Consider the following 25,780-nt stretch of genomic DNA (forward strand, 5'->3'; position numbering starts at 1 on the left):
TACTTCGCCACCCCGCGCCGCCGCTTCATCCTCGCCGACACCCCCGGCCACGTGCAGTACACCCGGAACATGGTCACCGGCGCCTCCACCGCCGACCTCGCCGTGGTCCTCGTCGACGCCCGCAACGGCGTCATCGAGCAGACCCGCCGGCACGCGGCCGTCGCCGCCCTGCTGCGCGTGCCGCACGTCGTCCTCGCCGTCAACAAGATGGACCTCGTCGACTACCAGGAGAGCGCCTTCGCGGCGATCGCCGAGGAGTTCACCGCGTACGCGGGCCACCTCGGCGTCCCCGAGATCACCGCCATCCCGATCTCGGCGCTCGCCGGCGACAACGTCGTGGAGCCGTCCGCGAACATGGACTGGTACGGCGGCCCGACCGTCCTGGAGCACCTGGAGACGGTGCCGGTCAGCCACGACCTCACCGGCTGCCACGCCCGCCTGCCCGTGCAGTACGTGATCCGGCCGCAGACCGCGGAGCACCCCGACTACCGGGGGTACGCGGGCCAGATCGCCGCGGGCACCTTCCGCGTCGGCGAGCCCGTCACCGTGCTGCCGTCCGGGCGCACCTCGAAGGTCGCCGGGATCGACCTGCTGGGCCGGGCCGTCGACGTGGCGTGGACGCCGCAGTCCGTCACCCTCCTCCTGGAGGACGACATCGACGTCTCGCGCGGCGACCTGATCGTGCCGAGCGGTGACGCGCCGGCCACGTCGCAGGACATCGAGGCGACCGTCTGCCACGTCGCCGACGCCCCCCTCGCGGTCGGCCAGCGGGTGCTGCTCAAGCACACCACCCGCACCGTCAAGGCGATCGTCAAGGAGATCCCGTCGCGGCTCACGCTCGACGACCTCTCCCAGCACGCCGAGCCGGGGCAGCTCGTCGCCAACGACATCGGCCGCGTCAAGGTCCGCACCGCCGAGCCGCTCGCGCTCGACCGCTACGCGGACTCCCGGCGCACCGGCTCCTTCCTGCTGATCGACCCGGCGGACGGGACGACGCTCGCGGCGGGGATGGCCGGCGAGGCGTTCGCCGCCGCCGAGACGCCGGTCACCGCGGCCGTCGAGGCCGCCGGGGAAGACGCAGGCTGGGACTTCTGACATGAACTTCATCGACTACTACGGGACGTTCGCGAAGGAGGGCGGCCGCGTCGGCAGCGGCGCCCTCGGCAGCGGGCAGGGCGGGGTCGGGCGATGTGCGTGCTGACGTCCGCGCACTGCCTGCGCGCCCGCACCCCCCGCACCGTCCGTCGAAGACGGAGACCTGCCGACCTCCCGGCCACGCCCTGACCGCGTGACCGCCGGGCCGACGAGAGGAAAGCCTCCCGTGCCTGCCAACCGCTCCACCCTCGCCCGCCGCGGCCTCGCCGCCGTCGCCGCGCTGCCGCTCCTCGCGCTCGCCGCGACGGCCTGCGGCTACGGCTCCGACAGTGACGACAGCTCCCAGGAGCACGTCTCCGCCAAGGGCAAGGCCCTCTCCGCGGACACCGTCCGCATCGGTTACTTCGGGAACCTCACCCACGGCACCGCCCTCGTCGGCAACCAGAAGGGCTTCTTCCAGCAGGAGCTCAAGGGCACCCAGGCCAAGTACCAGGTCTTCAACGCGGGACCGTCCGAGATCGAGGCGCTCAACGGCGGCTCCATCGACATCGGCTGGATCGGCCCCTCCCCCGCCATCAACGGCTACACCAAGTCGCAGAGCAAGTCGCTGCGGATCATCGGCGGTTCGGCCTCCGGCGGCGTGAAGCTCGTCGTCGACCCGAAGAAGATCAAGTCCCTGGACGACGTCAAGGGCAAGAAGATCGCCACCCCCCAGCTCGGCAACACCCAGGACGTCGCGTTCCTGAACTGGATCGCGGAGCGGGGCTGGAAGGTCGACGCCGCCTCCGGCAAGGGCGACGTGTCCGTGGTCCGCACGGACAACAAGATCACCCCCGACGCCTACAAGTCGGGCTCCGTGGACGGCGCGTGGGTGCCCGAGCCCACCGCGTCCAAGCTGGTCGCCGAGGGCGGCAAGGTGCTGCTCGACGAGGCCGACCTGTGGCCCGGCAAGAAGTTCGTGATCACGAACATCATCGTGAAGCAGTCGTTCCTCAAGGAGCACCCGGACGTCGTCGAGGCCGTGCTGCGCGGCTCGGTGAAGACCAACGCGTGGATCAAGGCCCACCCGGACGAGGCGAAGGCCGCCGCCAACAAGCAGCTGGAGCAGGACTCCGGCAAGCCGCTGCCGGCGAACGTGCTCGACCCGGCGTGGAAGTCCATCGACTTCACCGACGACCCGCTGGCCTCGACCCTGAACTCCGAGGCGGACCACGCGGTGAAGGCGGGGCTGCTGCAGAAGCCCGACCTGGCCGGCATCTACGACCTGAAGCCGCTCAACAAGGTGCTCGCCGCCACCGGCGGCAGCAAGGTCGACGACGCCGGTCTCGGCGTCAAGTAACCCGCACCGAAGCCGAGTCCACAGCATCCCAGGAGGTGACGACCATGGCGACGACTCTCGCCAAGGCGGGTGACTCCGCCGCCGTGACGGGCGGCCGGACGGCCCGCATCGAGCACGTCTCGAAGTCCTTCGCCACACCGGCCGGCCCCCAGCTCGTCCTGGACGACATCACGCTCGATGTCGCGCCGGGCGAGTTCGTCACCCTCCTGGGGGCCTCCGGCTGCGGCAAGTCGACCCTGCTCAATCTGGTGGCCGGGCTCGACCGGCCGTCGGCGGGCACCATCGCGACGGACGGGCGCCCCGCCCTGATGTTCCAGGAGCACGCCCTGTTCCCGTGGCTGACCGCGGGCAAGAACATCGAACTGGCCCTGAAACTGCGGGGCGTGGCCAAGGCCGAGCGGCGCACCCGCGCCGAGGAGCTGCTCGACCTGGTCCGGCTGCACGGCGCGTACGGCAAGCGCGTGCACGAGCTGTCCGGTGGCATGCGCCAGCGGGTGGCGCTCGCGCGGGCCCTCGCCCAGGACGCCGGGCTGCTGCTGATGGACGAGCCGTTCGCGGCGCTCGACGCGATCACCCGCGACGTGCTCCACGACGAGCTGACCCGCATCTGGCGCGAGACGAACGTCTCCGTCCTGTTCGTCACGCACAACGTGCGCGAGGCGGTGCGGCTCGCCGAGCGGGTGGTGCTCCTGTCCTCACGGCCCGGCCGCATCGCCCATGAGTGGACGGTGGACATCCCGCAGCCGCGCCGCATCGAGGACGCCGAGGTGGCCGAGCTCTCCGTCGAGATCACCGAACAACTGCGTGGGGAGATCCGCCGCCATGGCAAGGACTGAACCGACGGCCACGGTCGAGGCGGCCGGGCCCGGCGGCCGGCCGGCGGTCGCCAAGGACGACCTGGCGGGCCTGGAGGCCGGGCTCGACGCGCTGGAGCGGGTCGACACCGGCCGGGTCCCGTTCCGCCGGACGTTCCGCGAGAAGATCCTGCCGCCGCTGACGGCGGTCCTCGTGGTGCTCGTGCTCTGGCAGGCGCTGGTCTCCTTCAAGGTCGTCGACGACCCGGCGAAGCTGCCCGCGCCGTCGGCGGTCTGGGACGAGGTGCGCACGGCCTGGCTCCAGGGCGAGCTGCTCGGCTACATCTGGACGAGCGTCTCGCGCGGCCTGCTCGGCTTCCTCTTCGCGCTGGTCATCGGCACACCGCTGGGCCTGCTCGTGGCGCGGGTGAAGTTCGTGCGCGCGGCGATCGGCCCGATCCTCTCCGGCCTCCAGTCGCTGCCCTCGGTGGCCTGGGTCCCGCCGGCCGTGCTGTGGCTGGGCCTGAACAACTCGATGATGTACGCGGTCATCCTGCTCGGCGCGGTCCCCTCGATCGCCAACGGTCTGGTCTCCGGCGTCGACCAGGTGCCGCCGCTGTTCCTGCGCGCGGGCCGCACTCTGGGGGCGACCGGGGTCCGGGGCCTGTGGCACGTGGTCCTGCCCGCGGCGCTGCCCGGGTATCTGGCCGGGCTCAAGCAGGGCTGGGCGTTCTCCTGGCGATCCCTGATGGCGGCGGAGATCATCGCGTCCTCGCCGGACCTGGGCGTCGGCCTCGGCCAGCTCCTGGAGAACGGCCGCAACGCCTCGTCCATGCCCCTGGTGTTCCTGGCGATCCTGCTCATCCTGATCGTCGGCATCGTCATCGACCTGCTGGTCTTCAGCCCGCTGGAGCGGCGCGTCCTGCGCGGCCGCGGCCTCCTCGTCAAGAACTGAGCCGTCCCATGCACACGCCCCCCGTCCTGCTGGTCATCGCCCACGGCAGCCGCGATCCGCGGCACGCCGCGACGGTGCACGCCCTCGTGCGCGAGGCGCGGGCACAGCGGCCGGGCGTGCGGGTGGAGACGGCCTTCCTGGACTTCAGCGTCCCCTCTGTACCAGGGGTGCTGGAGTCCCTGGCGGCGGAGGGCGTCCGCGATGTCGTCGCCCTGCCCCTCCTGCTGACCCGGGCGTTCCACGCGAAGTCCGACATCCCGTCGGTGCTGCGCGCGGCCCCGCCCTCGCTGCGCATCCGTCAGGCCGGCGTCCTCGGCCCGTCGCCGTTGCTGCTGACGGCGCTCGACCGGCGCCTGTACGAGGCCGGGCTGACCCCGGCCGACAAGCCCACGACCGGGGTCGTGCTGGCCTCGGCGGGCTCCTCCGACCCGGAGGCGATCGCAGTGATCGCTGATATCGCGCGGGAGTGGCGGCACACCGGTTGGTGCGCCGTGCGGCCTGCGTTCGCCTCCGCTCGCCTGCCCCGCACCGAGGACGCCGTCCGGGAGCTGCGCGCACTGGGCTGCGCCCGCGTCGCGGTCGCCCCCTACGTCCTGGCCCCCGGCCGCCTCCCCGACCGCATCGCACGGGGCGCGGCCGGCGCGGACGTCCTCTCCGCCGTGCTCGGCCCCGCGCCCGAGGTGGCGCGGGTGCTGTTGCGGCGCTATCAGGAGGCGCTGGTACGGGAGTTGGCGACGGCGAGCGCCTGAGGGACCGCCTGGTTCAGCCGCACAACCGCTCCCCCAGCTCGCTGCGCCGGTAGCGCACACTGCGTCCGCTCCGGGTGCGCAGCAGCAGCCCCGCGTCGTAGAGGATCGCGAGGTGCTGGCTGACCGCGCCGGGGGTGACCGCGAGTCGGTGGGCGAGTTCCGTGGTGGAGGCGGGGTCCGCCAGGAGGTGCAGGATGCGGGCGCGGGCCGGGCCGAGCAGGCGGGCCAGGGCCTCGTCGGAGACCGGGGGCGGGGTCTCGGAGATCGTGGCCCGGCCGCGCGCGGGGTAGGACAGGAGCGGGGGCAGGCCGGGGTCGATCATGGTGTGGGCGCCCAGGGCGAAGAGCGTGGGGACGAGGACGAGCCCCCGGCCGCCGATGCGGATGTCGGCCTCGGGCCACGGGTGCCGGTCGAACTTCTTGACCAGGGTGAGGACGTCACCGCTCCAGCTCAGCCGCGGGTCGAGGCTCGTGAAGAGGCCGCCCGCGCCCTCCTCGGCCAGAACCTTGCCGCGGTGGGCGAGGTCGGCCTCCAGGACGGCGTGCACCCGCGGCCACCAGTCCGGGGCCAGGCACGCGGACCAGTAGGCGTCCAGGGCGCCGACGATGCGGGCGAGGAAGGCGGCCGGGTCGGCGAGACCCTGGCGGACCAGGTCCGGCAGCGGAGCCGCGCCGTACGCGGCGGCGAACGCGGGGGCCAGCTCCCGCGGCGGGGTCCGGCCGAGCGCGGTGAGCTGCTGGGCGAAGCCGGGGCGCGGCCGGTCCGGACGCGGGGTGAGGAAGTCCGGGATCCACTGCCGCGGCGCGATGAGCGCGGTGAGCAGTTCGGTGTCCTGGCGCCGGAAGGCCGGGCCGAGGCGGCGCAGCCAGGGCCGCTGGTGCGGGTAGCGGGCCGGATCGCGCCAGCAGCGCAGCGAGTACACGGCTTCCTGGAGAGGCGAGTAGGCGAACGACGTCCGGGCCAGATCGCCGACGACGAACCGGAACTCGATCACCCCGGCCCCCTCACTGTTCAGCCGTACGCTAAAGGATTGTCGCAGCGGTCCGTCACCCCGGTTCCCTGTGGGTATGACCACTTCGCCGCCCCGGACACACTCCACCGCCGCCCCGGCCGCCACCCGGTTCGCCGGACTGCTGCCCGCCGGTCCGCTGCTGCTGCGGCTGTCGCTGCTCACGCTCCTCAACGCGTTCGGGCGCGGCCTGTTCTTCCCGGTCAGCGTCCTGTACTTCACCCGGGTCGTCGGGCTCGGCGCGACGCCGGTGGGGGTGGGCCTGACCGTCGCGGGCCTCTTCGGCATCGCGGCGGGGGTGCCCGCGGGCCGGGCCTCGGACCGGTGGGGGCGCCGGCCGGTGCTGACCGGGCTGTGGGTCGCGTGCGGGGTGGTACTGGCGGCGTACACGGTCGTCGGTTCGTACGCCGCGTTCCTGGCGACGGCGATCGGTTACGCCGCGCTGAGCCAGGCGAGCATGGGCGTGCGCAACGCGCTGTACGCCGATGTGCTGCCGGCGGGGACGCGGGTGGAGGGCCGGGCGCATCTGCGGATGGTGACCAACGTGGGGATGGGGCTGGGCGGCGCGTTCGGCGCGCTGGCGCTCCAGGTGGACAGCCGGGCCGGGTACACGGCGTTGATCCTCGCCGACGCGGTCGCGTTCGCCGTGTCCGGCATGCTCGTGCACCGGCTGCCGGACGGCGCGACGGCCCGGCCCGTCGCCGACGCGCCGCACGGGAACCGGCTGCGGGCGGTGCGCGATCTGCCGTATCTGGCGGTGACCTGCCTCAATGCCGTACTGGCCCTGCAGTACGGCCTGTTGGACGTCGGCCTGCCGCTGTGGATCGTGCAGCACACGCAGGCGCCGCGCTGGTCGGCAGCGGTGATCATGATCCTCAACTGCGCGCTGGTGGCCCTGCTCCAGGTGCGGGCCACGCGTGGGGTGGAGGATCTGCCGGGCGCGGTACGGGCGATGCGCCACTCGGGGCTGCTGCTCGCACTGGCGTGCGCGGTGTTCGCGTGCACGGCGGGGCTGTCACCGCTGTGGGGGCTCGTGGTCCTGCTGGTGGGCGCGGTGGTGCAGGTGTCGGCCGAGGTGCTGTCGGCAGCGGGCGGCTGGACCGTCGGGTACGGGCTGGCCGATGCCGGCGCGCAGGGCGTCTACCAGGGCGTGTTCCACTCCGGTCAGGCGGCGGCGACGATGGCCGCGCCGGCCCTGGTGACCGCGACGGCCATCGACCACGGGGCGGCGGGCTGGGCCGTGCTCGGGGTGCTGTTCGTCGCGGCCGGGCTCGGGGTCGGCCCCGCCGTGCGCCGGGCGCGGCGGGATGCCTGGCGGGGGGAGCCCCGCGCCGCCTGAATCCGGGGCCGGTTCACCGGGGTGTGCGGTGCGGGTCCCGTCCGCTCAGGGCGAGTGCCCGCTCGTACACCGGCGCGCCGGGCGCCACCTCGACGGGGGCGGCGAACCCCTCGTACTGCCGGTACAGCTCGGCGTTCTCCGCCACGACGTGGAGCAGCAGCGCCGCGGCGCCGTCCGTGACATGGAACTCCTGGCCGGTGGCGCGGGCCACGTCCCAGCCGTGCAGGACGAGTTCGGTCCACAGGAGGGCGGCGACCTCGGGCGCGGGCTGCGCCGCGTGCCCGAGGTCGATGGTTCCTTCCCAGGCGTCCGGCGCGGCCCAGGCGGCGACGGCCCGGTCGAGGCCGGCCGCGTACCGGGCGGCCCAGTCCGCCTCGGCGGTGACGTCCCGCTCGGTCAGCGCCGCGGGGAGTTGGAGCCGGCGGGCGCGGTGCTCCAGCCCGTGGGAGCTGTACGCCACCCAGTGGCTGACCAGGGTCCGCACCGTCCACTCCCCGCAGCCGGACGGCGCGTCGAGCCCCCCGGGTCCGACGCCGGCGGCGACGCGGGCCGCTTCGGCGGCGGCTTCGACGAGGTGCGGGTACACGGTGTCCATACGTTCTTCCATGGCCCCGACGCTAGGCCGCGGCCCGTCGCCTCTTCTTGAACGAACGCGACACCGCGCGCACCCGGCACGAGTGGCGTCGGCTACCGTCGCCGCATGACGCTCCCCGCCCCGCAGGAAACGTTCCGCATCGGCTCCGACCTGCCCGTACGCCGTCTCGGGTACGGGACCGTACGGCTGACCGGGCCCGGCTGCTGGGGTCCGCGGGGCAGCGACGCGGAGGCGATCGCGGTGGTGCGGCGGGCGGTGGAGCTGGGCGTGACGCTCATCGACACCGCCGACAACTACGGCCCGGACATCGCGGAGGAGCGCGTCGCCGCGGCCCTGCACCCGTACGCCGACGACTTGGTGATCGCCACGAAGGGCGGTGTCGTCCGGGACTCCGCCGAGAGCTGGCACGTCGAGGGGCGGCCCGAGCGGCTGCGTGCGATGTGCGAGGCGAGCCTGCGGCGGCTGCGGCTCGAGCGGATCGACCTGTACCAGTTGCACCGCCTCGACCCCGGGGTGCCGATGGCCGAACAGCTCGGCGCGCTCAAGGAGTTGCGGGACGCGGGCAAGATCCGGCACGTGGGCCTCGACTCGGTGACCGCCGCGCAGCTGCGGGCGGCTCTCGACCTCGACATCGTCCCGATCGTCTCGGTCCAGAACCGCTACAACGTCCTCGACCGCGCCTCCGAGCCGCTGCTCGCCCTCTGCGCGGAGCGCGGCATCGCGTTCCTGCCCTGGTTCCCCCTGGGCAACGGGACGCTCGCCGCCGACCCGGTGTGCGCGGACATCGCCACCGCGCACGGCGCGTCCCCGTCCCAGATCGCCCTGGCCTGGCTGCTCCACCACGCACCGGTGCTCTGCCCGACCCCGGGGACGGGGTCGCCCGCCCACCTGAGCGAGAACATGGGCGCTCAGGCGATCCGGCTGACACCGGGCGACCTGTCCCGGCTGGACGCGCTGGGGTGACTGACCGGGCAGCGGCTTACGCGCCCTCGGTCCACTCCACCAGCTTCACCACGGTGTTCCAGTTCCGGCTGGTCGCGATGAGCCCCTTGGTCAGCGCCGGCCGGTTCAGCTGAACGGCGAGTTTCGACGTGCCGAGCCCGGCGGGCGCGTAGAGGTACAGCGCGCGGTCCCCGAGCCGGAAGTCCTCCGGCGCGAACGCCGCCGCGTCCACGGCGGCGAACCGCTCCACCGGCACCGGCTCCGAGAAGTACGTGACATGCAGCTGCTTGCCCGCGAGGTCGGCGGCCGGGAACGGGCACGCGTCCCTGACCGCCTTCAGATACGTGTGCTCCCGGACGAGCACGTCGACCGGGAAGCCGAACTCCCCGGCGAGGGCGTCCGCGACCTCCCGTGCCAGCGACGCCTCGTCACCGCGGTCCGCCGCGAAGGTGACGTTGCCGCTCTGCAGATAGGTACGTACGTCGGTGAGGCCGAGCCCCTCGACCAGGGGCCGCAGCCGGGCCATGGGGACCTTCTTGTGGCCGCCGACGTTGATGCCGCGCAGCAGGGCCGCGTATCTCGTGATCGCCATCCGCACACGATAAGGCGGCCGCCGTGCCCCGTGGGGGCGGGCACGGCGGCCGCCGGTCAGGGAGGGCCGGGAGGCTACTCGACGATCTTCAGGAGCTTGTTCGCGGTGCCCGCGGAGGCGTTCGCGATGGCGTCAGGGGTAGCTCCGCCGGTGAGCGCCTCGGCGACGTCGGCCGGGGCCGCGTCGGGGTGGCCGCCGAGGTAGACGGCGGCGGCACCGACCACGTGCGGGGTCGCCATCGACGTACCGGAGATGGTGTGGGTGGCGTCGTCGCCGGTGTTCCAGTCGGAGGTGATGTCCGAGCCGGGGGCGTAGAGGTCGACGGCGGACCCGTAGTTGGAGAAGTCGGACTGCTCGTCGTCCTGGGTGGAGGAGGCGACCGTGATGGCCTCGGGGACGCGGGCCGGGCTGGAGGTGGCGGCGTCCGCCGACTCGTTGCCGGCCGCGACCGCGTAGGTGACGCCAGAGGCGATCGACTTCTGCACCGCCGCGTCGAGCGCTTCGTCGACGCCGCCGCCCAGCGACATGTTGGCGACCGAGGGTCCCTGGTGGTTCTTGGTCACCCAGTCGATACCGGCGACGACCTGCTCCGTGGTGCCCGAGCCCTCGTTGTCGAGGACGCGGACGGCGACGATCTTCGCCTTCTTGGCGACGCCGTGCGCGGTGCCCGCGATGGTGCCGGCCACGTGCGTGCCGTGCCCGTTGCCGTCGTCGGCGCTCTCGTCGTTGTCGACGGCGTCGAAGCCGTAGGAGGCGCGGCCGCCGAAGTCCTGGTGGCTGATGCGGACACCGGTGTCGATGACGTACGCGGTGGCGCCCCCGCCCGCGCTGTCCGGGTAGGTGTACTTCCCGTCGCCCGCGGTGGCTGTCTGGTCGATGCGGTCCAGGCCCCAGGAGGGCGGGTTGTCCTGGACGGCGTCGATGTGGAACTTCTTGTTCTGGACGACCTTGCCGACCGAGTCGTCGGCGGCGAGCTGCTTCGCCTCGGTCTGCGAGAGGCCGTTGACCGAGAAGCCGTTGACGGCGGAGCCGTAGTTCCGCCTGAAGGTGCCGCCGTAGCTCTTGGCCAGGTCCTTCTTGGCGGCGGCGGAGGTCTTGCGGTCGAGCAGCACGATGTAGCTGCCGGACACGGCGCCCTGGACGCCGAGGCCGTAGACCTTGCCCTGGGCGGGGGCCGCGGCGCCGGCGAAGCCGCCGGTGAAGACCGTCACGCCGACCGCCGTCGCCGCCGTGGCTATCGCCGCGGTCAGCTTCATGGTGCGGGCACGCTGGTGAACTGCCATGAAGAGGGGGCTCCTCGTGGTGATTGTGGGGGGATGAGTTCTACGCGCGTGGGGGCGCGTTTTCTCGTGCTGCCCCCGGCAATCTCCGGAAGATCTCCGGGGGTTGAGACGAAACCCTGACCGATTGACGCGACCAGATCAAGACCTACATACACCTGTGACTTGTTCAACAAGGTTCTGTAATAACAAAACGGACGGAGCGCCTGATAGGCGGTCCGTCCGTCGCTGCTCCGAGTCGGGCAAGGGGCGACCGTCGTCGTCCTAGCGGGCCGGCAGTTCGGCCTCGATGAGGTCGGCCGCCCGCCGCGTGCCGCCCTCGCCCGCCATCTCGTGCCGGATCGCGGCGAGGCGGCGCGCCACCTCCGGGTCGTCGACGAGGTCGAGGACCGCCGCGCGGAGCCGCTCGGCGGTCGCCTCCTCCATCGGGACGTGCCGGGCGACTCCGAGCCCCTCCAGCATGTCGGCGTTGCCGAACTGGTCGACGGCCTGCGGGACGGCGACCATGGGAGTGGCGGTGGCAAGACCTTCCTGACTGCCGCCCGCACCGGCGTGCGTGATGAACGCGTCCGCCTTCATCAGGACCGCCAACTGGGGTACCCACTGGTGCACTTCGACGTTGCCGGGCACGTCACCGAGATCCTCGGCCGTGACGTGCTTGCCGACCTGGAGCACGACGTGCCAGCCGGGCAGGTCCCCGAAGGCCGCGACACACGCGCGGTAGAAGCCGGGCTGCTTGGTGAAGGAGGAGCCGAGCGAGACGAGCAGCACGCGCTCGGCGCCGGCCGGGCGCTCCCAGTCACCCTGCGCGGACCGGTCGCCCTGGCAGGCCCCGACGAAGGTGTACGTCTTCTCGTCGACCCGGTCGGCGTGCGGCTGGAGCGCCCTGGGGATGAGCACGAGCGAGCGGTCGGGGCGTCCCCAGAACTCGTCGGCGGTCTTCGTCACCCCGTTCTCCCGGAGCCAGGCGGTGAACTGGGCGAAGTACGCCTGGCCGCGCGGGGTGCTGCGGGGCTCGGCCCACATCGGCTCGGCGACCTCCTCCTCGTACCCCTGCCAGGCCACGAGGTTGGGCGAGAGGGAGATCGCGGGGACGCCCCAGCGGTGGGCGAGGACACCGGCCGGGTACGAGGTGATGTCGTGCAGGACGAGGTCGGGCACGCCCGCACCGCCGTCCCCTTCGTAGGCTTCGATGAGCTGGGGCAGCGCCTGGATCGCGTCGTTCAGGAACGGCTCGACGTTGTCGAGGAGCGTGGTCCCCCAGGCCGCCGGGTCGTCGTCGGGGCCGGGCAGCGTGGTGCGGTAGCGGACCGGCTCGGCGCCGGTCTCGGCGACCTTCGCCGCGAAGAGGTGCGGGATCGCGTACGTGACGCGGTGCCCCCGGGCCACGAGCTCCCGGATCACCTCCAGGCTCGGGTTCACGTGCCCGTGGGCGGCGATGGAGAACATGGCGATATGGGCGGGGCGGCACGCTTTCTGGTTCGTCACGTCGCGAGACTAAGCGAGACGATACGTCTCGTGCAAGTCATTATCGGTCGCTGAGGCGTGGGGCGCCGCGAGCAACCGCAGGGGTGGACGGAGAGGCGAGGCGCAGGCGGGCCCGGACGGCATCAGCAGGGGTGGGAGACTGGCCGGGTACGGGCAGGGACGCGGGAGGTCAGTGATGGATGAAGGACGGGCACGGGACGTGCTGGCCCGGGCGGGGGTCGTGGCGCGGCCGGCGGACGGCGCCGAGCTGCTCGCGCTCGGGGAGAACGCGGTCTTCGCGGCGGGCGACCTCGTCGTCAAGGTGGGCCGCTCCACCGCGCTGGCGCCCGAACTGCTGGACCGGGCCCGCCGCGAACTGGCCGTCGCCGCCTACCTCGCCGAGCACGGTGTGCCGGCCGTACGGGCGGCGCGGGCCGAACCGCTGGTCGTCGACGGGCATCCGGTGACGGTGTGGCACCGCGTCCCCGCGTCGGTGCGGCCCGCCGAACCGCGCGACCTGGCACAGCTGTTGAAGCGCGTGCACGCGCTGCCCGCCCCGGCCGCCTTCCCGCTGCCCCGGCGGGAGTTGCTGGGCGGCGTCGAGCGCTGGCTGCGGCTCGCCGGCGACGCGATCGATCCGGCGGACGCGGCGTACCTGCGCGAGCGACGCGACGGGTTCGCCGCGGCGGCCGCCGCGCTGACCCCGCGGCTCGCCCCCGGCCCGATCCACGGGGACGCGCTGCCCCGCAATGTGCACATCGGGCCCGAAGGGCCGGTCCTCGTCGACCTGGAGACCTTCTCCTCGGACCTGCGCGAGCACGATCTGGTGGTCATGGCGCTGTCGCGGGACCGCTACGGGCTGCCCGCGGCGGCGTACGACGGGTTCGTCGCGGAGTACGGGTGGGACGTGCGGGAGTGGGAGGGGTGCGCGGTGCTGCGCGGGGCGCGGGAGACCGCGTCCTGTGCGTGGGTCGCGCAGCACGCGCCCGGCAACCCGGCCGCCCTGGCGGAGTTCCGGCGGCGGGTCGGCTCGCTGCGGGACGGGGACGCCTCGGTCCGGTGGTACCCGTTCTGAGCGCGGCCACCTCCCCGCCGCGCGCCCGGGGCGTCGCCCCGGGTCCCGGCCCTCAGACGCCGGACGGGCTGGACCGGTCGGCTCCGACGACGGCGCGTATCGGCCACGCCGGGTCCACCACCGCCTGGGCCTCTCCCTTCCCGCGCAGGAAGCGCTGGAAGTCCGCCGCCCACGCGGCGTACCACTCCACCTGACGGCGGTGCAGCTCCGCCGGGCCGAGGGAGGCGATCTTCGCGTGGCGGTCGCCTATCGCGCGGGCGAGCAGCGCCGCGGCCAGAGCGTCCGCGGAGGCGTCGTGCGCGGCGTCGAGCGGGACACCGTACTCGGTGCAGACCGCCTCCAGATTGCGCTTCCCGCGGCGGTAGCGGTCGGCGGTGCGGTCGATCGTGTACGGGTCGATGACCGGGGCCGGCTCCCGGCCGCCCAGCCGCTCGCGCAGTGACGGGCGCCCGTACCGGGCCAGTTCGGCGGAGAGCAGGGTCAGGTCGAACGCCGCGTTGTACGCGACCACGGGGACGCCCGTGCGCCAGTACCCGACCAGGACCTCGGCGAGGGCCTCGGCGACCCGGTCCGCCGGTTCGCCGTCCGCGCGCGCCCGCTCGGTGCTGATGCCGTGGACCGCGACGGCCTCGTCCGGAATCGGTACGCCGGGGTCGGCGAGCCACTGCCGGCGGCCCAGGACGGCGCCGTCCCTGACCTCGATGACGGCGCCGGTGACGATGCGCGCCTCGCGCGGATCGGTCCCCGTCGTCTCCAGATCGAAGCCGACCATCAGCTCCTGGTGCCAGGCCATGGCAGCCCCCTTCTCGTGGTGCGTTCCCCCAGTGACCACACCCTCGCACGCGCCACTGACAATCCGGTCCGGCCCCGGTCCCGGGCGGCCACGGCGCCCGCTACGAGACCGGCCGGGCGTCCGCCCAGGCCTGTTCGAACTCGTCCCGGTATGTCACGAACAGCCCGTTCTCGCCCGTCTCGGGCGAGCTGTTCGCCCGGACCACCCGGCCGCCGCCGCGCAGCACGAGGACCGGCGCCTCCATCCCCCGGGAGCGGCGCAGATAGGACTGGACGACCGCGACGCCGTCGGAGCCGTCGCCGTCGACGAGGTAGGCGGTGAAGCGGGGCGTCTCGTCGAAGACCTGGATCTCGAACGCGCCGGGGTCGCGGAGCCGGGTCCGTACCCGCCGCATGTGCAGGATGTTCATCTCGACGGCGCGGCTCAACTCGCCGCGCTTGAGCCCCAGTTCCCGCTCGCGCCGTTTCACCGAGCTGGACGCCGGGTTCAGGAAGAGGAGCCGGGTGCGGCACCCCGACTCGGCGAGCCGCATCAGGCGGCGTCCCGAGAAGTTCTGGACGAGCAGGTTCAGGCCTATCCCGATCGCGTCCAGGCGCCGGGCGCCGCCGAAAAGGTCCTCGGCCGGGAACTGCCGCAGCAGCCGGACACGGTCCGCGTGCACGCCCACCACGTCCGCGAACCGGTCGCCGACCAGGTGCTCGACGGCGTCGATCGGCAGCCGCCGGGCGGAGGGGACGTCGGAGCCCGCGCCGAGCATCTCCAGGAGGCGGGCGGAGGCGCGCTCGGCCTGGGCGAGGACCGTCTCGTTCAGGGCGCGGTTGCGGGAGACCACATTGCGGGTGACCTCCAGCTCGTCCAGGGCGAGCTCGACGTCGCGGCGGTCGTCGAAGTACGGCTCGAAGCACGGCCAGTGCTGCACCATCAGCTCCCGCAGCTGCGGGAGCGTGAGGAAGGAGAGCACGTTGTCGTCGGCCGGGTCCAGGAGATACCCCTTGCGGCGGCTGACCTCGCGTACGGCGACGGCCCGCTGCACCCACTCCTGCCCGGCGGGCCCCGCGGCGGCGACGACCCAGTCGTCGCCGTGCACGGGCGCGTAGACGGGCCGCAGCACGGCGGCGACCACGGCCCGCAGCCGCTGCTCCACCAGATTCAGCCAGATGTAGGCGCGCCCGGCTCGCTGGGCGCGCGTACGGACCTCGCGCCAGGCGTCGGCGCCCCAGTCCAGCTCCGGTCCGATCTGCGATCCCGCGTCCACGGGACGGGCCAGCGACACCGCTCCGGGCGGGATGTCCGTGGCGGCCGCCGCGGAACCCTCCTGACCCTCGTGACCGTCGCCACCAGGGGGCAGCTCAAGACCTCCCGAGCTCACCCGCTCCGCACCGCCTTCCGCTCCCCCGAGTCCGTCGGACACTCCCCCAGCAACGATCAAGGAAGGGTACTCCGGGAGCGGCGGGCGGTGCAGCCCGATGGGACGGAGAGTTTCTCAACTGCCGTTTCTGGGAACCCCGTTCTGGTCCGCCAGGTCGGCGGGAGTGAGCGGGCTCATAGCGGTCACGTCCCTGGGGGCCAGCGAGAAGCCCTGCCAGTGGACCGGCATGGGCTGCTGGTCCTCGTCCCGGGCGATGTGGTGGAACCCCACGTTGACCCAGGTGATCGGGTGCTTCAGCGTCTGGCCGCCGACCCACTTGTCCACGCTGGTCCCGCCGCAGTTCGCGGCCGGGTTGTTGCTCGCGTACTGCTCGCACTTCTTGTACTCGGTGAAGTACACGTCGTGCTTGGTGAAGGAGCGGCCGGGGAACGTGGTCGAGCGGCCGGGCACGAACTCGTAGGAGCGGGGGTGGCCGTCCTTGTTCTTGCCGGCGGTGGAGAGCACGCGCCACCAGCGCAGGTTCTTGACGTCCCCGGCGAGCTCCTTGGTGACGGGGATCCGGGTGGTCTTGGTGGTGGGCACGCCGTTCCCGCGGGGCGCGGTCACCTTGGAGTCGTACTGCTCGACCTTGCTCTTGTTCGAGCCGTCGAGGCCGAAGTCGAGCCGCCAGAAGACGTTGTGGCTGTGGCTCTCGGCGTAGGCGCTCGCTCCCTTGCCGATGGGCCAGCCGCGGCCGTCGGTGCCGTCGTAGTCGTACGGCGAGAGGCTGCCGGTGGCGCCGACGTTCGAGGTGATGGTGCCGTCGGAGGAGAAGCGCCACTCGGTGATGTACTCGTACCAGGACGCCTTGTTGACGGTGTAGACCAGCAGGTCCTTGCCCTGGGCGCTGTACAGCTTGCCGCTGCCGCCGGTCGAGGCGTCGTCGTTCAGGCGGTACGCGTGCCCGCGCGCACGCGTGGTGGCGCACAGCCCCTGCACGTTGCCGCGGTCGGGGACCTTGACGGTCTTGATGGTGCCGCCCGGGCACTCCGCCGGGCGCAGGTTCTGCAGTGCCTGACCGAAGTCGGTGCCCGTGATGTCGTCGTACTCGGCCTCCCCGTCGTCGTAGGGGACATGGACCTGCGCGAGGCGGGCACTGGTGAGGACACGGATCGGCTTGGGCTCGCTCTTCGGCTGGTAGCTCACGTCGTCCAGGACGAGACCGGAGAGGGTGTTGTAGTGCCAGCACATGCGCCAGGTGGTACCGCCGTCGAGGGTCTGCTCGATCTGGTACGCGGCGGAACAGGCGGGTGCGGCGGCGGCCGGCGCCCGGTCGGGGGCCGTGGGAGCGGCCGTGGCGGAAGGGGCGGTGGCGAGGACGGTGCCGAGCAGCGCGGTGACCGCGAGGCCCGAGAGGGCGGCGGCGGGCCGGGTGCGGGCGCGCCGGGCTCTGTTGACGTGCATACGGAAGGGCTCCCTTGTGCAGAAGGAGTACGTGGCGGAGTGGAGTGCGCGGCGCCGGTCAGGCGAGGCGGCCCACGGTGCGGTCGCTGAGGTCGACCACGAGGGCGCGGGTGTCGATCCAGGGGCCGCTGCGGACCTTGGCGATGACGCGCAGGCAGCGGTGGTCCCCGCAGGCGGTGAGCCCGGCGGGGACCTTCGTCACGGTCTCCTTGCGGAACACCATGCCGCTCAGCTCCAGCTGTCCGACGCCGGTGAGCGCCTTGCCGGTGGCGTCCCGGTAGTCGGCGCGCAGCCCCGCGCCGAGGTGGTCGGCTATCAAGAGCTGGGCCGCCTGCGCCAGTTCGTCCTGGCTGGGTGGTGGCTGCACACCCCGGTCGGTCCGGGTCTCCTCCACCTTGCCGGTGGCCAGGTTGACCGTCTTGGTGATGACGGCGTCGCTCTTGTAGTCGTAGGAGACGACGTCCGCGCGGCGCTGCGCCGCTGCCGCGCCGGTCAGGCGCGGGTCGATCTCCGTCAGGTTCGTCGACAGGTGCTGCGGGCCGCGGTCGCCCGCCACGTCCCTGGCATCCCTGCGCAGAGCGCTGTTCGCGACGGCCAGCTGCTCGGCCCGCTCCGTCTCGGCCTCGGTCAGCGGGTCACGGCCGATGCCCGTGGCGCCCTCCGCGGGCGCCGCCTCGACCTTCCCCGCGGGCGCCACCGCGTCCTGCTGCGCCGCTCCCGCCCTGGCCGCGTCCCCCGCGCCCCCTGCGCCGTCCGGCAGGCTCGCGCCCACCGCGACGGCGGCCCCGGTGACCGCGAGGGCCACCGTGGCCACCAGCTTCCCGAGATGGCGTCTTGCTAGCTCTCGCACATCTTCCCCCTGCTTCCCCGGCAGTCCCACGCGCGGGCATGCCGGATTTACGTGGTCGTCCTGTAAGAGGGGTCCAACTCGTGGGTGGTTCCGTCACTTTCGGGGAGAGACTCAACCGTGTCGCCCGGAGCACCGGGCCGGAAGTGGAAGAGTCGTCAGCATGCAGGTGTGGCCTGGACAGGCGTATCCACTCGGCGCCACGTACGACGGTGCCGGAACGAACTTCGCGGTCTTCTCGGAAGCCGCGGACCGTATCGAGTTGTGTCTTTTGCACGACGACGGCTCGGAGACCGCGGTCGAGCTGCGGGAGTCGGACGCGTTCGTCCGGCATGCCTACCTCCCGGGCATCATGCCCGGGCAGCGGTACGGCTACCGTGCGCACGGCCCCTACGAACCCGCGCGCGGGCTGCGCTGCAACTCGGCGAAGCTGCTCCTCGATCCCTACGCGCGCGCCATCAGCGGGCGTATCGACTGGACCGAGGCGGTGTACGGCTACCCGTTCGGGTCGCCGGACGAGCGCAACGACCTCGACTCGGCGCCGCACATGATGGCCTCGGTCGTGGTCAACCCGTACTTCGACTGGGGCGACGACCGCCCGCCGCGTACGGAGTACCACGAGACGGTGCTCTACGAGGCGCACGTCAAGGGCCTGACGATGCGCCACCCGGCGCTGCCGGAGGAGCTGCGCGGCACGTATGCGGCGCTGGCGCACCCGGCGATCATCGAGCACCTGACCGAACTGGGGGTCACGGCGCTGGAGCTGATGCCGGTCCACCAGTTCGTCAACGACCACCGGCTGGTCGAGATGGGCCTCAACAACTACTGGGGCTACAACACGATCGGCTTCTTCGCCCCGCACAACACGTATGCGTCCTGGGGCGACCGGGGCGAGCAGGTCCTGGAGTTCAAGTCGGCGGTGCGGGCGCTGCACCAGGCGGGCATCGAGGTCATCCTCGACGTCGTCTACAACCACACGGCGGAGGGCAACCACCTGGGCCCGACACTCTCCTACAAGGGCCTCGACAACGCCTCGTACTACCGGCTGACCGAGGATCCGCGCTACTACATGGACACCACGGGGACCGGGAACTCGCTGCTCATGCGGTCCCCGCACGTCCTCCAGATGATCATGGACTCGCTCCGCTACTGGGTGGAGGAGATGCACGTCGACGGGTTCCGTTTCGACCTGGCCGCCACGCTGGCGCGCCAGTTCCACGAGGTGGACCGGCTGTCGTCCTTCTTCGACCTGGTGCAGCAGGACCCGGTGGTCTCCCGGGTGAAGCTGATCGCGGAGCCGTGGGACGTCGGCGAGGGCGGCTACCAGGTGGGGAACTTCCCGCCGCTGTGGACCGAGTGGAACGGCAAGTACCGCGACACCGTACGGGACCTGTGGCGCGGGGAGCCGCGTACCCTCGCCGAGTTCGCGGGCCGGCTCACCGGGTCCTCCGACCTCTACCAGGACGACGGCCGCCGGCCGCTCGCCTCCATAAACTTCGTGACCTGCCACGACGGCTTCACCCTGCACGACCTGGTCGCGTACAACGACAAGCACAACGACGCCAACGGGGAGGAGAACCGAGACGGCGAGAGCCACAACCGGTCGTGGAACTGCGGCGCCGAGGGCGACACGGACGATCCCGAGGTGCTCGCCCTGCGGGCGCGCCAGATGCGCAACTTCGTCGCCACGCTGATGCTGTCGCAGGGCGTGCCGATGCTCAGCCACGGCGACGAGTTCGCCCGCACCCAGGGCGGCAACAACAACGCCTACTGCCAGGACAACGAGGTGGCGTGGTTGCGCTGGGCGGACCCGGACGAGGCGCCCGAGCCGTTCCTGGAGTTCACCCGCGCGATGGTGCGGCTCCGCCGTGACCACCCCGTCTTCCGCAGGCGCCGCTTCTTCCACGGCCGCCCCGTGGAGGGCACGCACCACGAGCTGACGGACATCGCCTGGTTCACTCCGGAGGGCGAGGAGATGACGCAGCACGACTGGGGCGAGGCGCAGGCCGGCGCTCTGTCGGTGTTCCTGAACGGCAACGCCATCTCCGAGCCGGGCCCGCGCGGCGAGCGCATCATGGACGACTCGTTCCTGCTGCTGTTCAACGCCTCCCCGGACGAGCTGGAGTTCGTGGTGCCGGTCGATCACGGCCGGCAGTGGGAGCCGGTCGTCGACACCGCGCTGCCGACCGGGCTGCCCTCGGGCGACACGCAGAAGGTGCAGGCGGGCGACCGGCTGCCGCTGATCGGCCGGAGCCTCACGGTGCTGCGACGGCCCGCGTAGCCCCCTGCGGGGCCCGTACGCGCAGCGCGACCAGGAAGGCCAGGGCCGCCGCCGCGCTGCCCACCGCGAACGCGGTGGCGGGCCCGTGGGCCTCGGCGAGCCGCCCCGCCACGGCGAGGGTGACCGCCTGCCCGCCGACGAACGCGCTCGCCGCGGCCGACATGCCCTCGGCGAGCCGTTCGCGCGGCACGGCACGCTCGGTGAGGCCGAAACCGGTGATCAGGTTCGGCGCGAACAGGGCGCCGAACACGGTCACGACGCCGTAGAGCAGCGGCATGGTGTGGGTGACGGTCAGCGGGAGGGAGAGCAGCGCGGCGGCGGCGGTGGCGACGCGCCAGCGGGCGGGCAGCGTAAAGCGTTCCGGCACCGCCGCCGTCGCCAGGCCGACGGCGGCGCTCATGACGCCCATGGCGGCGTAGACGAGGCCCGCCTGGTCCTCGTGGCCCAGCTCCTGGGTGAGCGCGGTGATGCCGGCGCCGCAGCCGCCCAGCAGGACGCCGAGCAGGACGAGGCCGACGCGTACGAGGCGCACCTGGCGCGGCATCGGGGCCCGCTCGCTCCGCGCGCGGGGGCGGGCACCGGCCGCGGCCCGCGGGACGGCCGCCGCCGTGGGGTGCAGCGCGAATCCGGTGCCGCAGACCGCGACCAGGAGGGCGGCCGCCCCGAACGCGTAGGCCGGATGGGCCACTACGGAGGCGAGGCCGATGAGGGCGGGACCGAGCACGAAGGAGAGTTCGTCCATGGTCGACTCCAGCGACAGGACGGCGTTCACCACCCGTTCGCCGGCGCCGTGGCCGGCTTCCGCGCGGCGCACCAGAGCGACCCCGCGGGCGCGGGCCAGCGGCCCGACGCCGGGGACGGTGGCGCCCGCCAGGACGCCGAGCGCGGCCAGCAAGGGCGTGGGCAGTCCGTACAGCGCGCCCAGCGTGTAGACGGCGATGGCGGCCGCGTTGAGCAGCGCGAAGGCAAGGACGACCGGGCGCTGGCCGCGCCGGTCGGCGAGGCGTCCCACGCACGGCCCCATGGCGACCTGGCCGAGCGCGAGGGCGCAGGCGACGGTGCCGCCGGTGGCGAGCGAGCCGCTGGTCCGGGTCACCAGCAGGACGCTGCCGAACTGGATCACCGCGACCGGCAGCCTCCCCAGGAAGGAGACGACCGGCAGGAGCCGGCCGGTCACGGCAATCACCTGGCGGTACGTGTCGAGGGTGCTGGGCGCCTTCGTGGTGGCTGAGCTGGTCATCGTGCGACGCTAGCGACGCGCGGCGCGCCGCCCGCATGCGGTGAACGCACGAAAGGCGGCGGTGGGGGTAAGTAGATTCGCATGACGCCTCTTGCCCCGACGGCCACCTACCGGCTCCAGCTGCAGCCCGATCTCGGCTTCGCCCAGGCCGCGGCCGCCGTCCCGTACCTGGCCTCCCTGGGGGTCTCCCACCTGCATCTGTCGCCGGTCCTGGAGGCCGTGCCCGGCTCGACGCACGGCTACGACGTGGTGGACTGCGCGCGCGTGCGCGACGAACTCGGCGGCGAGGACGGGCTGCGGGCGCTCGCCCGTACGGCGCGCGAGCACGGCCTCGGCCTCGTCGTGGACATCGTGCCCAACCACATGGCCGCGTCCGTCCGCCACAACCGACCGCTCTACGAAGTGCTGCGCGAGGGACCCTCGTCCCCGTATGCGCGCTGGTTCGACATCGACTGGGACGCGCAGGACGGCCGGGTGCTGCTGCCCCTCCTGGGCGGGCCCCTCGGTGACGAACTGCCCCACCTGAAGGTGGAGGGGGAGGTACTGCGCTACTACGACCACACGTTCCCGCTGCGCGAGGGCACCGCCGGACTGCCGCTCCCCCAGTTGCTGGACGCCCAGTGGTACCGCCTGGCCTGGTGGCGGCTGGCCAGGACGGAGCTGAACTACCGCCGCTTCTTCACCATCTCCGACCTGATCGGGGTCCGCGTGGAGGACCCCGAGGTCTTCGCCGCCACCCACGCCACCGTGCTGCGCCTGCTGCGGGAGGGCGTCGTCGACGGCCTGCGGATCGACCACCCGGACGGGCTCGCCGATCCGGGCGCCTACCTGCGGCGGCTGCACGAGGCGACGGGCGGCCGGTGGACCGTCGTCGAGAAGATCCTGGAGGACGGCGAGCACCTGCCCGCCGCCTGGCCGGTGGCCGGCACCACCGGGTACGACGCCCTGCGCCACATCGACGGCCTGTTCACCGACCCGGCCGGGGCCGACGAACTCCTCGGCCACTTCCGGCGGTTCACGGACGTCGGCGCCGACCTGGGCGGCGCGTGGGCGCCGACCGCCCGCCGCGCCGCCCACCGGGTCGTCGGCCACGAGCTGGCCACCGAGGTGGAGCGGCTGACCCGGGAGGCGGCCGCGCTGTGCGCCCGGGAGCCGGAGCTGCGCGACCACGCCCCCTGGGCGCTGCGCACGGCGCTGTGCGAGCTGCTGGTGCGCGTCCCGGTGTACCGGCCGTACGTGAGCGGGGGCGCCGATCCGGAGACGGTCCTGACCGCTTCCGCCGCCGCCGCCGCGAAAGCCGCGTTCACGGTGGCCGAGGAGGCCCGCGCCGTCGACGCCGTACGGGACCTGGCGCTCGGCCGGCGCGGTGACGGGCCCCGGTACGCGGCGTTCCGGGCGCGGTTCGCGCAGACCGCGTCGGCACTGCGGGCCAAGTCCGTCGAGGACAAGGCGTTCTACCGGTACACGCCGCTCCTGTCGGCCCTGGAGGTGGGCGGCTGCCCGCACGACCCGGCGGTCTCCGCCGAGTCGTTCCACGCGTACTGCGCACGGATGCAGCGCGACTGGCCGGCCACGTCGACCGTGCTGTCGACGCACGACACCAAGCGCAGCGCGGACGTCCGGGCGGGTGTCTCGGTCCTCACGCAGTGCCCCGGCCGGTGGGAGGAGCTGCTGTCCCGGGTGCGGGAGCGGACGGCGCACGACGGTACGGGTGCTCCCGGTCCGCAGCTGGCGTGGGCGGCCTGGCAGACCGTGGCCGGACTCGGCCCGGCGGAGCCGGAGCGGCTTCAGGGAGCACTGCTCAAGCACGCGCGCGAGGCGGGCCTCTTCACCACATGGACGGAGCAGGACGCCGCCTACGAGGACGCGGTGCGGGCCTTCGTGGCGTCCGGTCCGTGCGGCCCGCCCGGCGACGAGGTGCTGCGCTTCATGACGGACCTCGCCGTTCACGTACGGGCGAACATCCTCGGTGCCGCGCTGGTCCACCTGACCATGCCGGGCGTGCCGGACCTCTACCAGGGGACCGAGCACGAGTACCGCGCCTTGGTGGACCCGGACAACCGCGCTCCCGCCCGCTTCGACGCGCGCGAGCGCGGCCCGCTCTCCGAGGAGAAGGCGGCGCTCACCCGGGCGGCCCTGGGGCTGCGGCGGGAGCACCCGGAGTGGTTCGGCGGCGGGGCGACCTACGAACCGCTGGCCGCCACGGGTGCGGCCCGGGAGCACTGTGTGGCGTACGCGCGCTCGGGCCGGGTGGTCGCGGCGGCGACCCGGCTGTCGCTACGGCTGGACGAGGCGGGCGGGTGGCGGGGGACGACGCTCGGGCTGCCCGCGGGCGAGTGGACCGATGTCCTCGGCCCGGGGCAGCGGTTCAGCGGCGACGCGCGCGTGGCGGACCTCTTCGGCGAGCTGCCGGTGGCGCTGCTGGTCCGCACGGACTCCCCCGGCGCGGACGGCGGCGCGGACGGGCGGGAAGGGCTCCGGACGGCCGGCTGAACGCCTGGCGGGGCGGGCCGGGGCCGGTCACCGGACCGGCTCGCCCCGCGCGCGCGGAGCGCGGTCCGCACCGGCGGCGCGGCACGCTACGGGCCTTCTTGACAGGTGCCGCCGGGCGTGGGGTACTGCGGGTGCTGACGCCAGGAGCACCAACGGGGGTGAGTCATCTGACGGAGCAGCGCTACCCCACCTCGGCCGAACAGGCCCAGGCGGCGCGGGAGCTGGCGACTCACCGTCCTGACCTGTGCCGGCTACGCCAGGTCGGCACGTCGCGTGGGGGGCGCCCCCTGCACCTGCTGTCCGTCGGACACGACCGGCGCGCCGTCCTCGTCGTCGCGGGCGCGCACTCCAATGAGCCGACGGGCGGCTCGACCGTGCTCCACCTCGCCGAACGCGCTCTGCTGGAGCCGGGGTTGCTGGCGGACCGCTCCTGGCACTTCCTGCTGTGCGCGGACCCGGACGGCGCGTCGCTGCACCGCACCCCCGCCCCGCGCACGCTGCTCGACTACCACCGGCACTTCTTCCGCCCCGCGGGCCCCGAGCAGCCGGAGTGGGCGCCTTCGGTGCTGCCCCCCGACCGGCTGCCGCCGGAGACCACGACCCTGACCGGCGTCATCGACGACCTGCGGCCCTACCTCCAGGTCTCGCTGCACGGCACGGAACTGGGCGGCAGCTGGGTGCAGTTGACCCGGGACATACCGGGGCTCGCGGAGGCGTTCGCCAAGTCGGCCGCGGAACTGCACATACCGGTGGAGACCGGCGCGTCGGACGCGGCCGGGTGGCCGACGTCCGGGCCCGGCGTCCATGTGATGCCCGATCCGGACGTGCAGGCGGCCTTTCCCAGCCTGCCCGACGACGCCCGGCACTCCACCTGGCACCACGCGCACCGCTACGGCGGCTCCACGGCCATCGTGGAGGTGCCGATGTGGGCCAGCGACCTGGTCGACGATCCGGCGCCGCATCCGGCCCCCGAGCACGCCATGCGGCGCATCGCGGCGCGGCTGAGCGGGGACACCCGTCTCGTGGAGGTGATCCTCGCCGAGACGCTGCCCCGGCTGCCCGACACCACGGGGCCGCTGCTGCGGGCGGCCCGCTGGGCGCTGAGCCTGGTGCCGGGGCTCGCCGACGACTGGATGCGGCCGCCGCCCCCGGACGCGACGATGGCGTACGTGGGCAGCATCGACGCGTTCGCGCGGCGCCTGCCGCTGCGCGCGGCGGCGATGCTGCTGCGGGTCCTGGAGGAGGCCGGGGACCCGGCGGCGCCCGCCCTGGACGCGCTCGTCACCCGCTGGTGCGAGGTGTACGCGGACCGGTTCGGGGCGCGCTGGGTGCCGGTCGCCCACCAGATCGAGCACCAGGCCCGTACGACGATCGCGGCGGTCCGGTACGCCCGGGGCTGACCCCGGCCGGGGGACGCGGTCAGTCGGCGGAGAGCCGGAACGCCATGTGCCCGAAGGCGACCTGGTCGCCGTCCCGCACGACGGCGACGCCGATCACCCTGCGGCCGTTCACGGACGTGCCGTTGGTGGAGCCCAGGTCGCGCAGCACCCACAGGCCGCCCTGGCGGCTCAGCTCGGCGTGCACCCGGGAGACCGTGTCGTGGCTGAGCCGCAGCCCGTTGGCCGGGTCGCGGCCGATGCGCAGCGGGTAGGGCCGCTCCTGTGCGGGCAGCAGCAGCTTCGGCAGCCGCTCCACGGTCCAGGCCCTGCGCAGCCGCACGGTGAAACCGGAGACCGCGCCCACGGCGCCGAGCACCGCGCGCGACCACGGATTCTCGTGGCGCAGATCGGCGGTGAGCGCGTCGAGTTCGCCGGAGCTGCGGGCGGCGAACGCCAGCTCCATGCGGCGCACGAACGTGTCGTGCGAGAGCCGTCCGACCGCGGCGCCGTCCCTGAGCACCTTCAGCGCACGGTCCCGCTCGGCGTCGGACAGCCGCGCCGGGTACGTGTGGTGTTCAAAAGAGGACGTCACCCTTGTGATTGTCGGGCAGCGCGGCCGGGGTGTCCAGAAAGCGGCCCGGCCGGACCGACGTCACGGGCCGCGCGAAATCCCGACCCAGTAGTGGCGATTTCCCGGCGGAACG

22 protein-coding genes are annotated in these 25,780 nt (G+C 73.3%); 11 read left to right on the forward strand and 11 right to left on the reverse strand.

Annotated features, from left to right (window positions below; translation table 11 throughout):
• From ABZY33_RS25160 to ABZY33_RS25180, 5 genes are all read left to right on the forward strand, one after another.
• Positions 1–1,095, forward strand: a 1,095-nt coding sequence (locus ABZY33_RS25160; RefSeq protein ID WP_356493928.1) for a GTP-binding protein, incomplete at its 5' end; no start/stop codon positions are given.
• 226 nt (positions 1,096–1,321) lie between these two features.
• Positions 1,322–2,434 carry an aliphatic sulfonate ABC transporter substrate-binding protein gene (locus tag ABZY33_RS25165; protein WP_356493929.1) on the forward strand — a complete coding sequence of 371 codons (1,113 nt, stop codon included), beginning with the start codon at positions 1,322–1,324 and terminating at the stop codon, positions 2,432–2,434.
• 44 nt (positions 2,435–2,478) lie between these two features.
• On the forward strand, positions 2,479–3,270 hold the full coding sequence (locus tag ABZY33_RS25170) for an ABC transporter ATP-binding protein (RefSeq protein ID WP_356493930.1): 792 nt from the start codon (positions 2,479–2,481) through the stop codon (positions 3,268–3,270).
• Positions 3,257–4,183, forward strand: coding sequence for an ABC transporter permease (locus ABZY33_RS25175; RefSeq protein ID WP_356493931.1), 927 nt, complete (start codon positions 3,257–3,259; stop codon positions 4,181–4,183). The genes ABZY33_RS25170 and ABZY33_RS25175 overlap by 14 nt, the downstream gene beginning before the upstream one ends.
• A gap of 8 nt (positions 4,184–4,191) precedes the next feature.
• Positions 4,192–4,932, forward strand: coding sequence for a sirohydrochlorin chelatase (locus tag ABZY33_RS25180; RefSeq protein WP_356493932.1), 741 nt, complete (start codon positions 4,192–4,194; stop codon positions 4,930–4,932).
• Positions 4,933–4,945: 13 nt separating this feature from the next.
• Here ABZY33_RS25180 and ABZY33_RS25185 read toward each other — a convergent pair whose 3' ends face one another.
• Positions 4,946–5,926, reverse strand: coding sequence for a DUF5937 family protein (locus ABZY33_RS25185; RefSeq protein WP_356493933.1), 981 nt, complete (start codon positions 5,924–5,926; stop codon positions 4,946–4,948).
• A gap of 73 nt (positions 5,927–5,999) precedes the next feature.
• On the opposite strand from ABZY33_RS25185, the gene ABZY33_RS25190 reads away from it, so the two are divergent.
• Positions 6,000–7,280 carry an MFS transporter gene (locus ABZY33_RS25190; RefSeq protein WP_356493934.1) on the forward strand — a complete coding sequence of 427 codons (1,281 nt, stop codon included), beginning with the start codon at positions 6,000–6,002 and terminating at the stop codon, positions 7,278–7,280.
• 13 nt (positions 7,281–7,293) lie between these two features.
• Here the strand turns inward: ABZY33_RS25190 and ABZY33_RS25195 are convergent, their stop codons facing one another.
• Positions 7,294–7,887: a TIGR03086 family metal-binding protein gene (locus tag ABZY33_RS25195; RefSeq protein WP_356493935.1), complete on the reverse strand. Its 594-nt coding sequence runs from the start codon at positions 7,885–7,887 to the stop codon at positions 7,294–7,296.
• Positions 7,888–7,980: 93 nt separating this feature from the next.
• Here ABZY33_RS25195 and ABZY33_RS25200 point away from each other — a divergent pair, with 93 nt between their 5' ends.
• Positions 7,981–8,838 (forward strand): aldo/keto reductase, encoded by an 858-nt coding sequence (locus tag ABZY33_RS25200; protein WP_356493936.1) that lies wholly within the window; start codon positions 7,981–7,983, stop codon positions 8,836–8,838.
• A 16-nt stretch (positions 8,839–8,854) separates the two neighbouring features.
• On the opposite strand, the gene ABZY33_RS25205 is transcribed toward ABZY33_RS25200, so the two are convergent.
• The 3 genes from ABZY33_RS25205 to mgt all read right to left on the reverse strand — a co-directional run bounded on the left by ABZY33_RS25205 (position 8,855) and on the right by mgt (position 12,177).
• Complete coding sequence (locus ABZY33_RS25205) at positions 8,855–9,409, reverse strand: DUF1697 domain-containing protein (protein ID WP_356493937.1); 555 nt, start codon at positions 9,407–9,409, stop codon at positions 8,855–8,857.
• A 74-nt stretch (positions 9,410–9,483) separates the two neighbouring features.
• Entirely contained in the window at positions 9,484–10,692 is a 1,209-nt protein-coding gene (locus tag ABZY33_RS25210) for a S8 family serine peptidase (protein WP_356493938.1), read from the reverse strand.
• 261 nt (positions 10,693–10,953) lie between these two features.
• Positions 10,954–12,177, reverse strand: a complete 1,224-nt coding sequence (gene mgt, locus ABZY33_RS25215; protein ID WP_356493939.1) for a macrolide-inactivating glycosyltransferase — start codon at positions 12,175–12,177, stop codon at positions 10,954–10,956.
• A gap of 175 nt (positions 12,178–12,352) precedes the next feature.
• Here mgt and ABZY33_RS25220 point away from each other — a divergent pair, with 175 nt between their 5' ends.
• Positions 12,353–13,231 carry an aminoglycoside phosphotransferase family protein gene (locus tag ABZY33_RS25220; RefSeq protein WP_356493940.1) on the forward strand — a complete coding sequence of 293 codons (879 nt, stop codon included), beginning with the start codon at positions 12,353–12,355 and terminating at the stop codon, positions 13,229–13,231.
• 52 nt (positions 13,232–13,283) lie between these two features.
• On the opposite strand, the gene ABZY33_RS25225 is transcribed toward ABZY33_RS25220, so the two are convergent.
• The 4 genes from ABZY33_RS25225 to ABZY33_RS25240 all read right to left on the reverse strand — a co-directional run bounded on the left by ABZY33_RS25225 (position 13,284) and on the right by ABZY33_RS25240 (position 17,686).
• Positions 13,284–14,024: a 3'-5' exonuclease gene (locus tag ABZY33_RS25225; RefSeq protein WP_356493941.1), complete on the reverse strand. Its 741-nt coding sequence runs from the start codon at positions 14,022–14,024 to the stop codon at positions 13,284–13,286.
• A gap of 100 nt (positions 14,025–14,124) precedes the next feature.
• Positions 14,125–15,393 (reverse strand): SAV2148 family HEPN domain-containing protein, encoded by a 1,269-nt coding sequence (locus ABZY33_RS25230; RefSeq protein ID WP_356493942.1) that lies wholly within the window; start codon positions 15,391–15,393, stop codon positions 14,125–14,127.
• 114 nt (positions 15,394–15,507) lie between these two features.
• Positions 15,508–16,836, reverse strand: a complete 1,329-nt coding sequence (locus ABZY33_RS25235; protein ID WP_356493943.1) for a copper amine oxidase — start codon at positions 16,834–16,836, stop codon at positions 15,508–15,510.
• 58 nt (positions 16,837–16,894) lie between these two features.
• Positions 16,895–17,686, reverse strand: a complete 792-nt coding sequence (locus ABZY33_RS25240) for a Tat pathway signal sequence domain protein (RefSeq protein WP_356493944.1) — start codon at positions 17,684–17,686, stop codon at positions 16,895–16,897.
• 160 nt (positions 17,687–17,846) lie between these two features.
• On the opposite strand from ABZY33_RS25240, the gene glgX reads away from it, so the two are divergent.
• Positions 17,847–19,964 (forward strand): glycogen debranching protein GlgX, encoded by a 2,118-nt coding sequence (glgX, locus tag ABZY33_RS25245; RefSeq protein ID WP_356493945.1) that lies wholly within the window; start codon positions 17,847–17,849, stop codon positions 19,962–19,964.
• Here the strand turns inward: glgX and ABZY33_RS25250 are convergent.
• A complete protein-coding gene (locus tag ABZY33_RS25250) occupies positions 19,939–21,204 on the reverse strand; it encodes an MFS transporter (RefSeq protein WP_356493946.1) in 1,266 nt (421 codons plus the stop codon). The genes glgX and ABZY33_RS25250 overlap by 26 nt on opposite strands.
• 81 nt (positions 21,205–21,285) lie before the next feature.
• Here ABZY33_RS25250 and treY point away from each other — a divergent pair, with 81 nt between their 5' ends.
• Entirely contained in the window at positions 21,286–23,697 is a 2,412-nt protein-coding gene (treY, locus tag ABZY33_RS25255) for a malto-oligosyltrehalose synthase (RefSeq protein WP_356493947.1), read from the forward strand.
• Positions 23,698–23,855: 158 nt separating this feature from the next.
• Positions 23,856–25,097 (forward strand): M14 family zinc carboxypeptidase, encoded by a 1,242-nt coding sequence (locus tag ABZY33_RS25260; protein WP_356493948.1) that lies wholly within the window; start codon positions 23,856–23,858, stop codon positions 25,095–25,097.
• A 19-nt stretch (positions 25,098–25,116) separates the two neighbouring features.
• On the opposite strand, the gene ABZY33_RS25265 is transcribed toward ABZY33_RS25260, so the two are convergent.
• Entirely contained in the window at positions 25,117–25,668 is a 552-nt protein-coding gene (locus ABZY33_RS25265) for a DUF1707 and FHA domain-containing protein (RefSeq protein ID WP_356493949.1), read from the reverse strand.
• Positions 25,669–25,780: the final 112 nt, after the last annotated feature.

Origin of the sequence: Streptomyces sp. NPDC006552 (assembly GCF_040611655.1) — a bacterium.
Classification (GTDB): domain Bacteria; phylum Actinomycetota; class Actinomycetes; order Streptomycetales; family Streptomycetaceae; genus Streptomyces.

Bases quoted from the DNA above. Each gene is read 5' to 3' on its own strand.
- glgX (WP_356493945.1), top strand. From the start codon at position 17,847: ATGCAGGTGTGGCCTGGACAGGCGTATCCACTCGGCGCCACGTACGAC.
- ABZY33_RS25210 (WP_356493938.1), bottom strand. From the start codon at position 10,692: ATGGCAGTTCACCAGCGTGCCCGCACCATGAAGCTGACCGCGGCGATA.
- ABZY33_RS25220 (WP_356493940.1), top strand. From the start codon at position 12,353: ATGGATGAAGGACGGGCACGGGACGTGCTGGCCCGGGCGGGGGTCGTG.
- ABZY33_RS25235 (WP_356493943.1), bottom strand. From the start codon at position 16,836: ATGCACGTCAACAGAGCCCGGCGCGCCCGCACCCGGCCCGCCGCCGCC.
- ABZY33_RS25195 (WP_356493935.1), bottom strand. From the start codon at position 7,887: ATGGAAGAACGTATGGACACCGTGTACCCGCACCTCGTCGAAGCCGCC.
- treY (WP_356493947.1), top strand. From the start codon at position 21,286: ATGACGCCTCTTGCCCCGACGGCCACCTACCGGCTCCAGCTGCAGCCC.
- ABZY33_RS25205 (WP_356493937.1), bottom strand. From the start codon at position 9,409: ATGGCGATCACGAGATACGCGGCCCTGCTGCGCGGCATCAACGTCGGC.
- ABZY33_RS25175 (WP_356493931.1), top strand. From the start codon at position 3,257: ATGGCAAGGACTGAACCGACGGCCACGGTCGAGGCGGCCGGGCCCGGC.
- ABZY33_RS25250 (WP_356493946.1), bottom strand. From the start codon at position 21,204: ATGACCAGCTCAGCCACCACGAAGGCGCCCAGCACCCTCGACACGTAC.
- ABZY33_RS25170 (WP_356493930.1), top strand. From the start codon at position 2,479: ATGGCGACGACTCTCGCCAAGGCGGGTGACTCCGCCGCCGTGACGGGC.
- ABZY33_RS25200 (WP_356493936.1), top strand. From the start codon at position 7,981: ATGACGCTCCCCGCCCCGCAGGAAACGTTCCGCATCGGCTCCGACCTG.
- ABZY33_RS25225 (WP_356493941.1), bottom strand. From the start codon at position 14,024: ATGGCCTGGCACCAGGAGCTGATGGTCGGCTTCGATCTGGAGACGACG.
- ABZY33_RS25190 (WP_356493934.1), top strand. From the start codon at position 6,000: ATGACCACTTCGCCGCCCCGGACACACTCCACCGCCGCCCCGGCCGCC.
- ABZY33_RS25180 (WP_356493932.1), top strand. From the start codon at position 4,192: ATGCACACGCCCCCCGTCCTGCTGGTCATCGCCCACGGCAGCCGCGAT.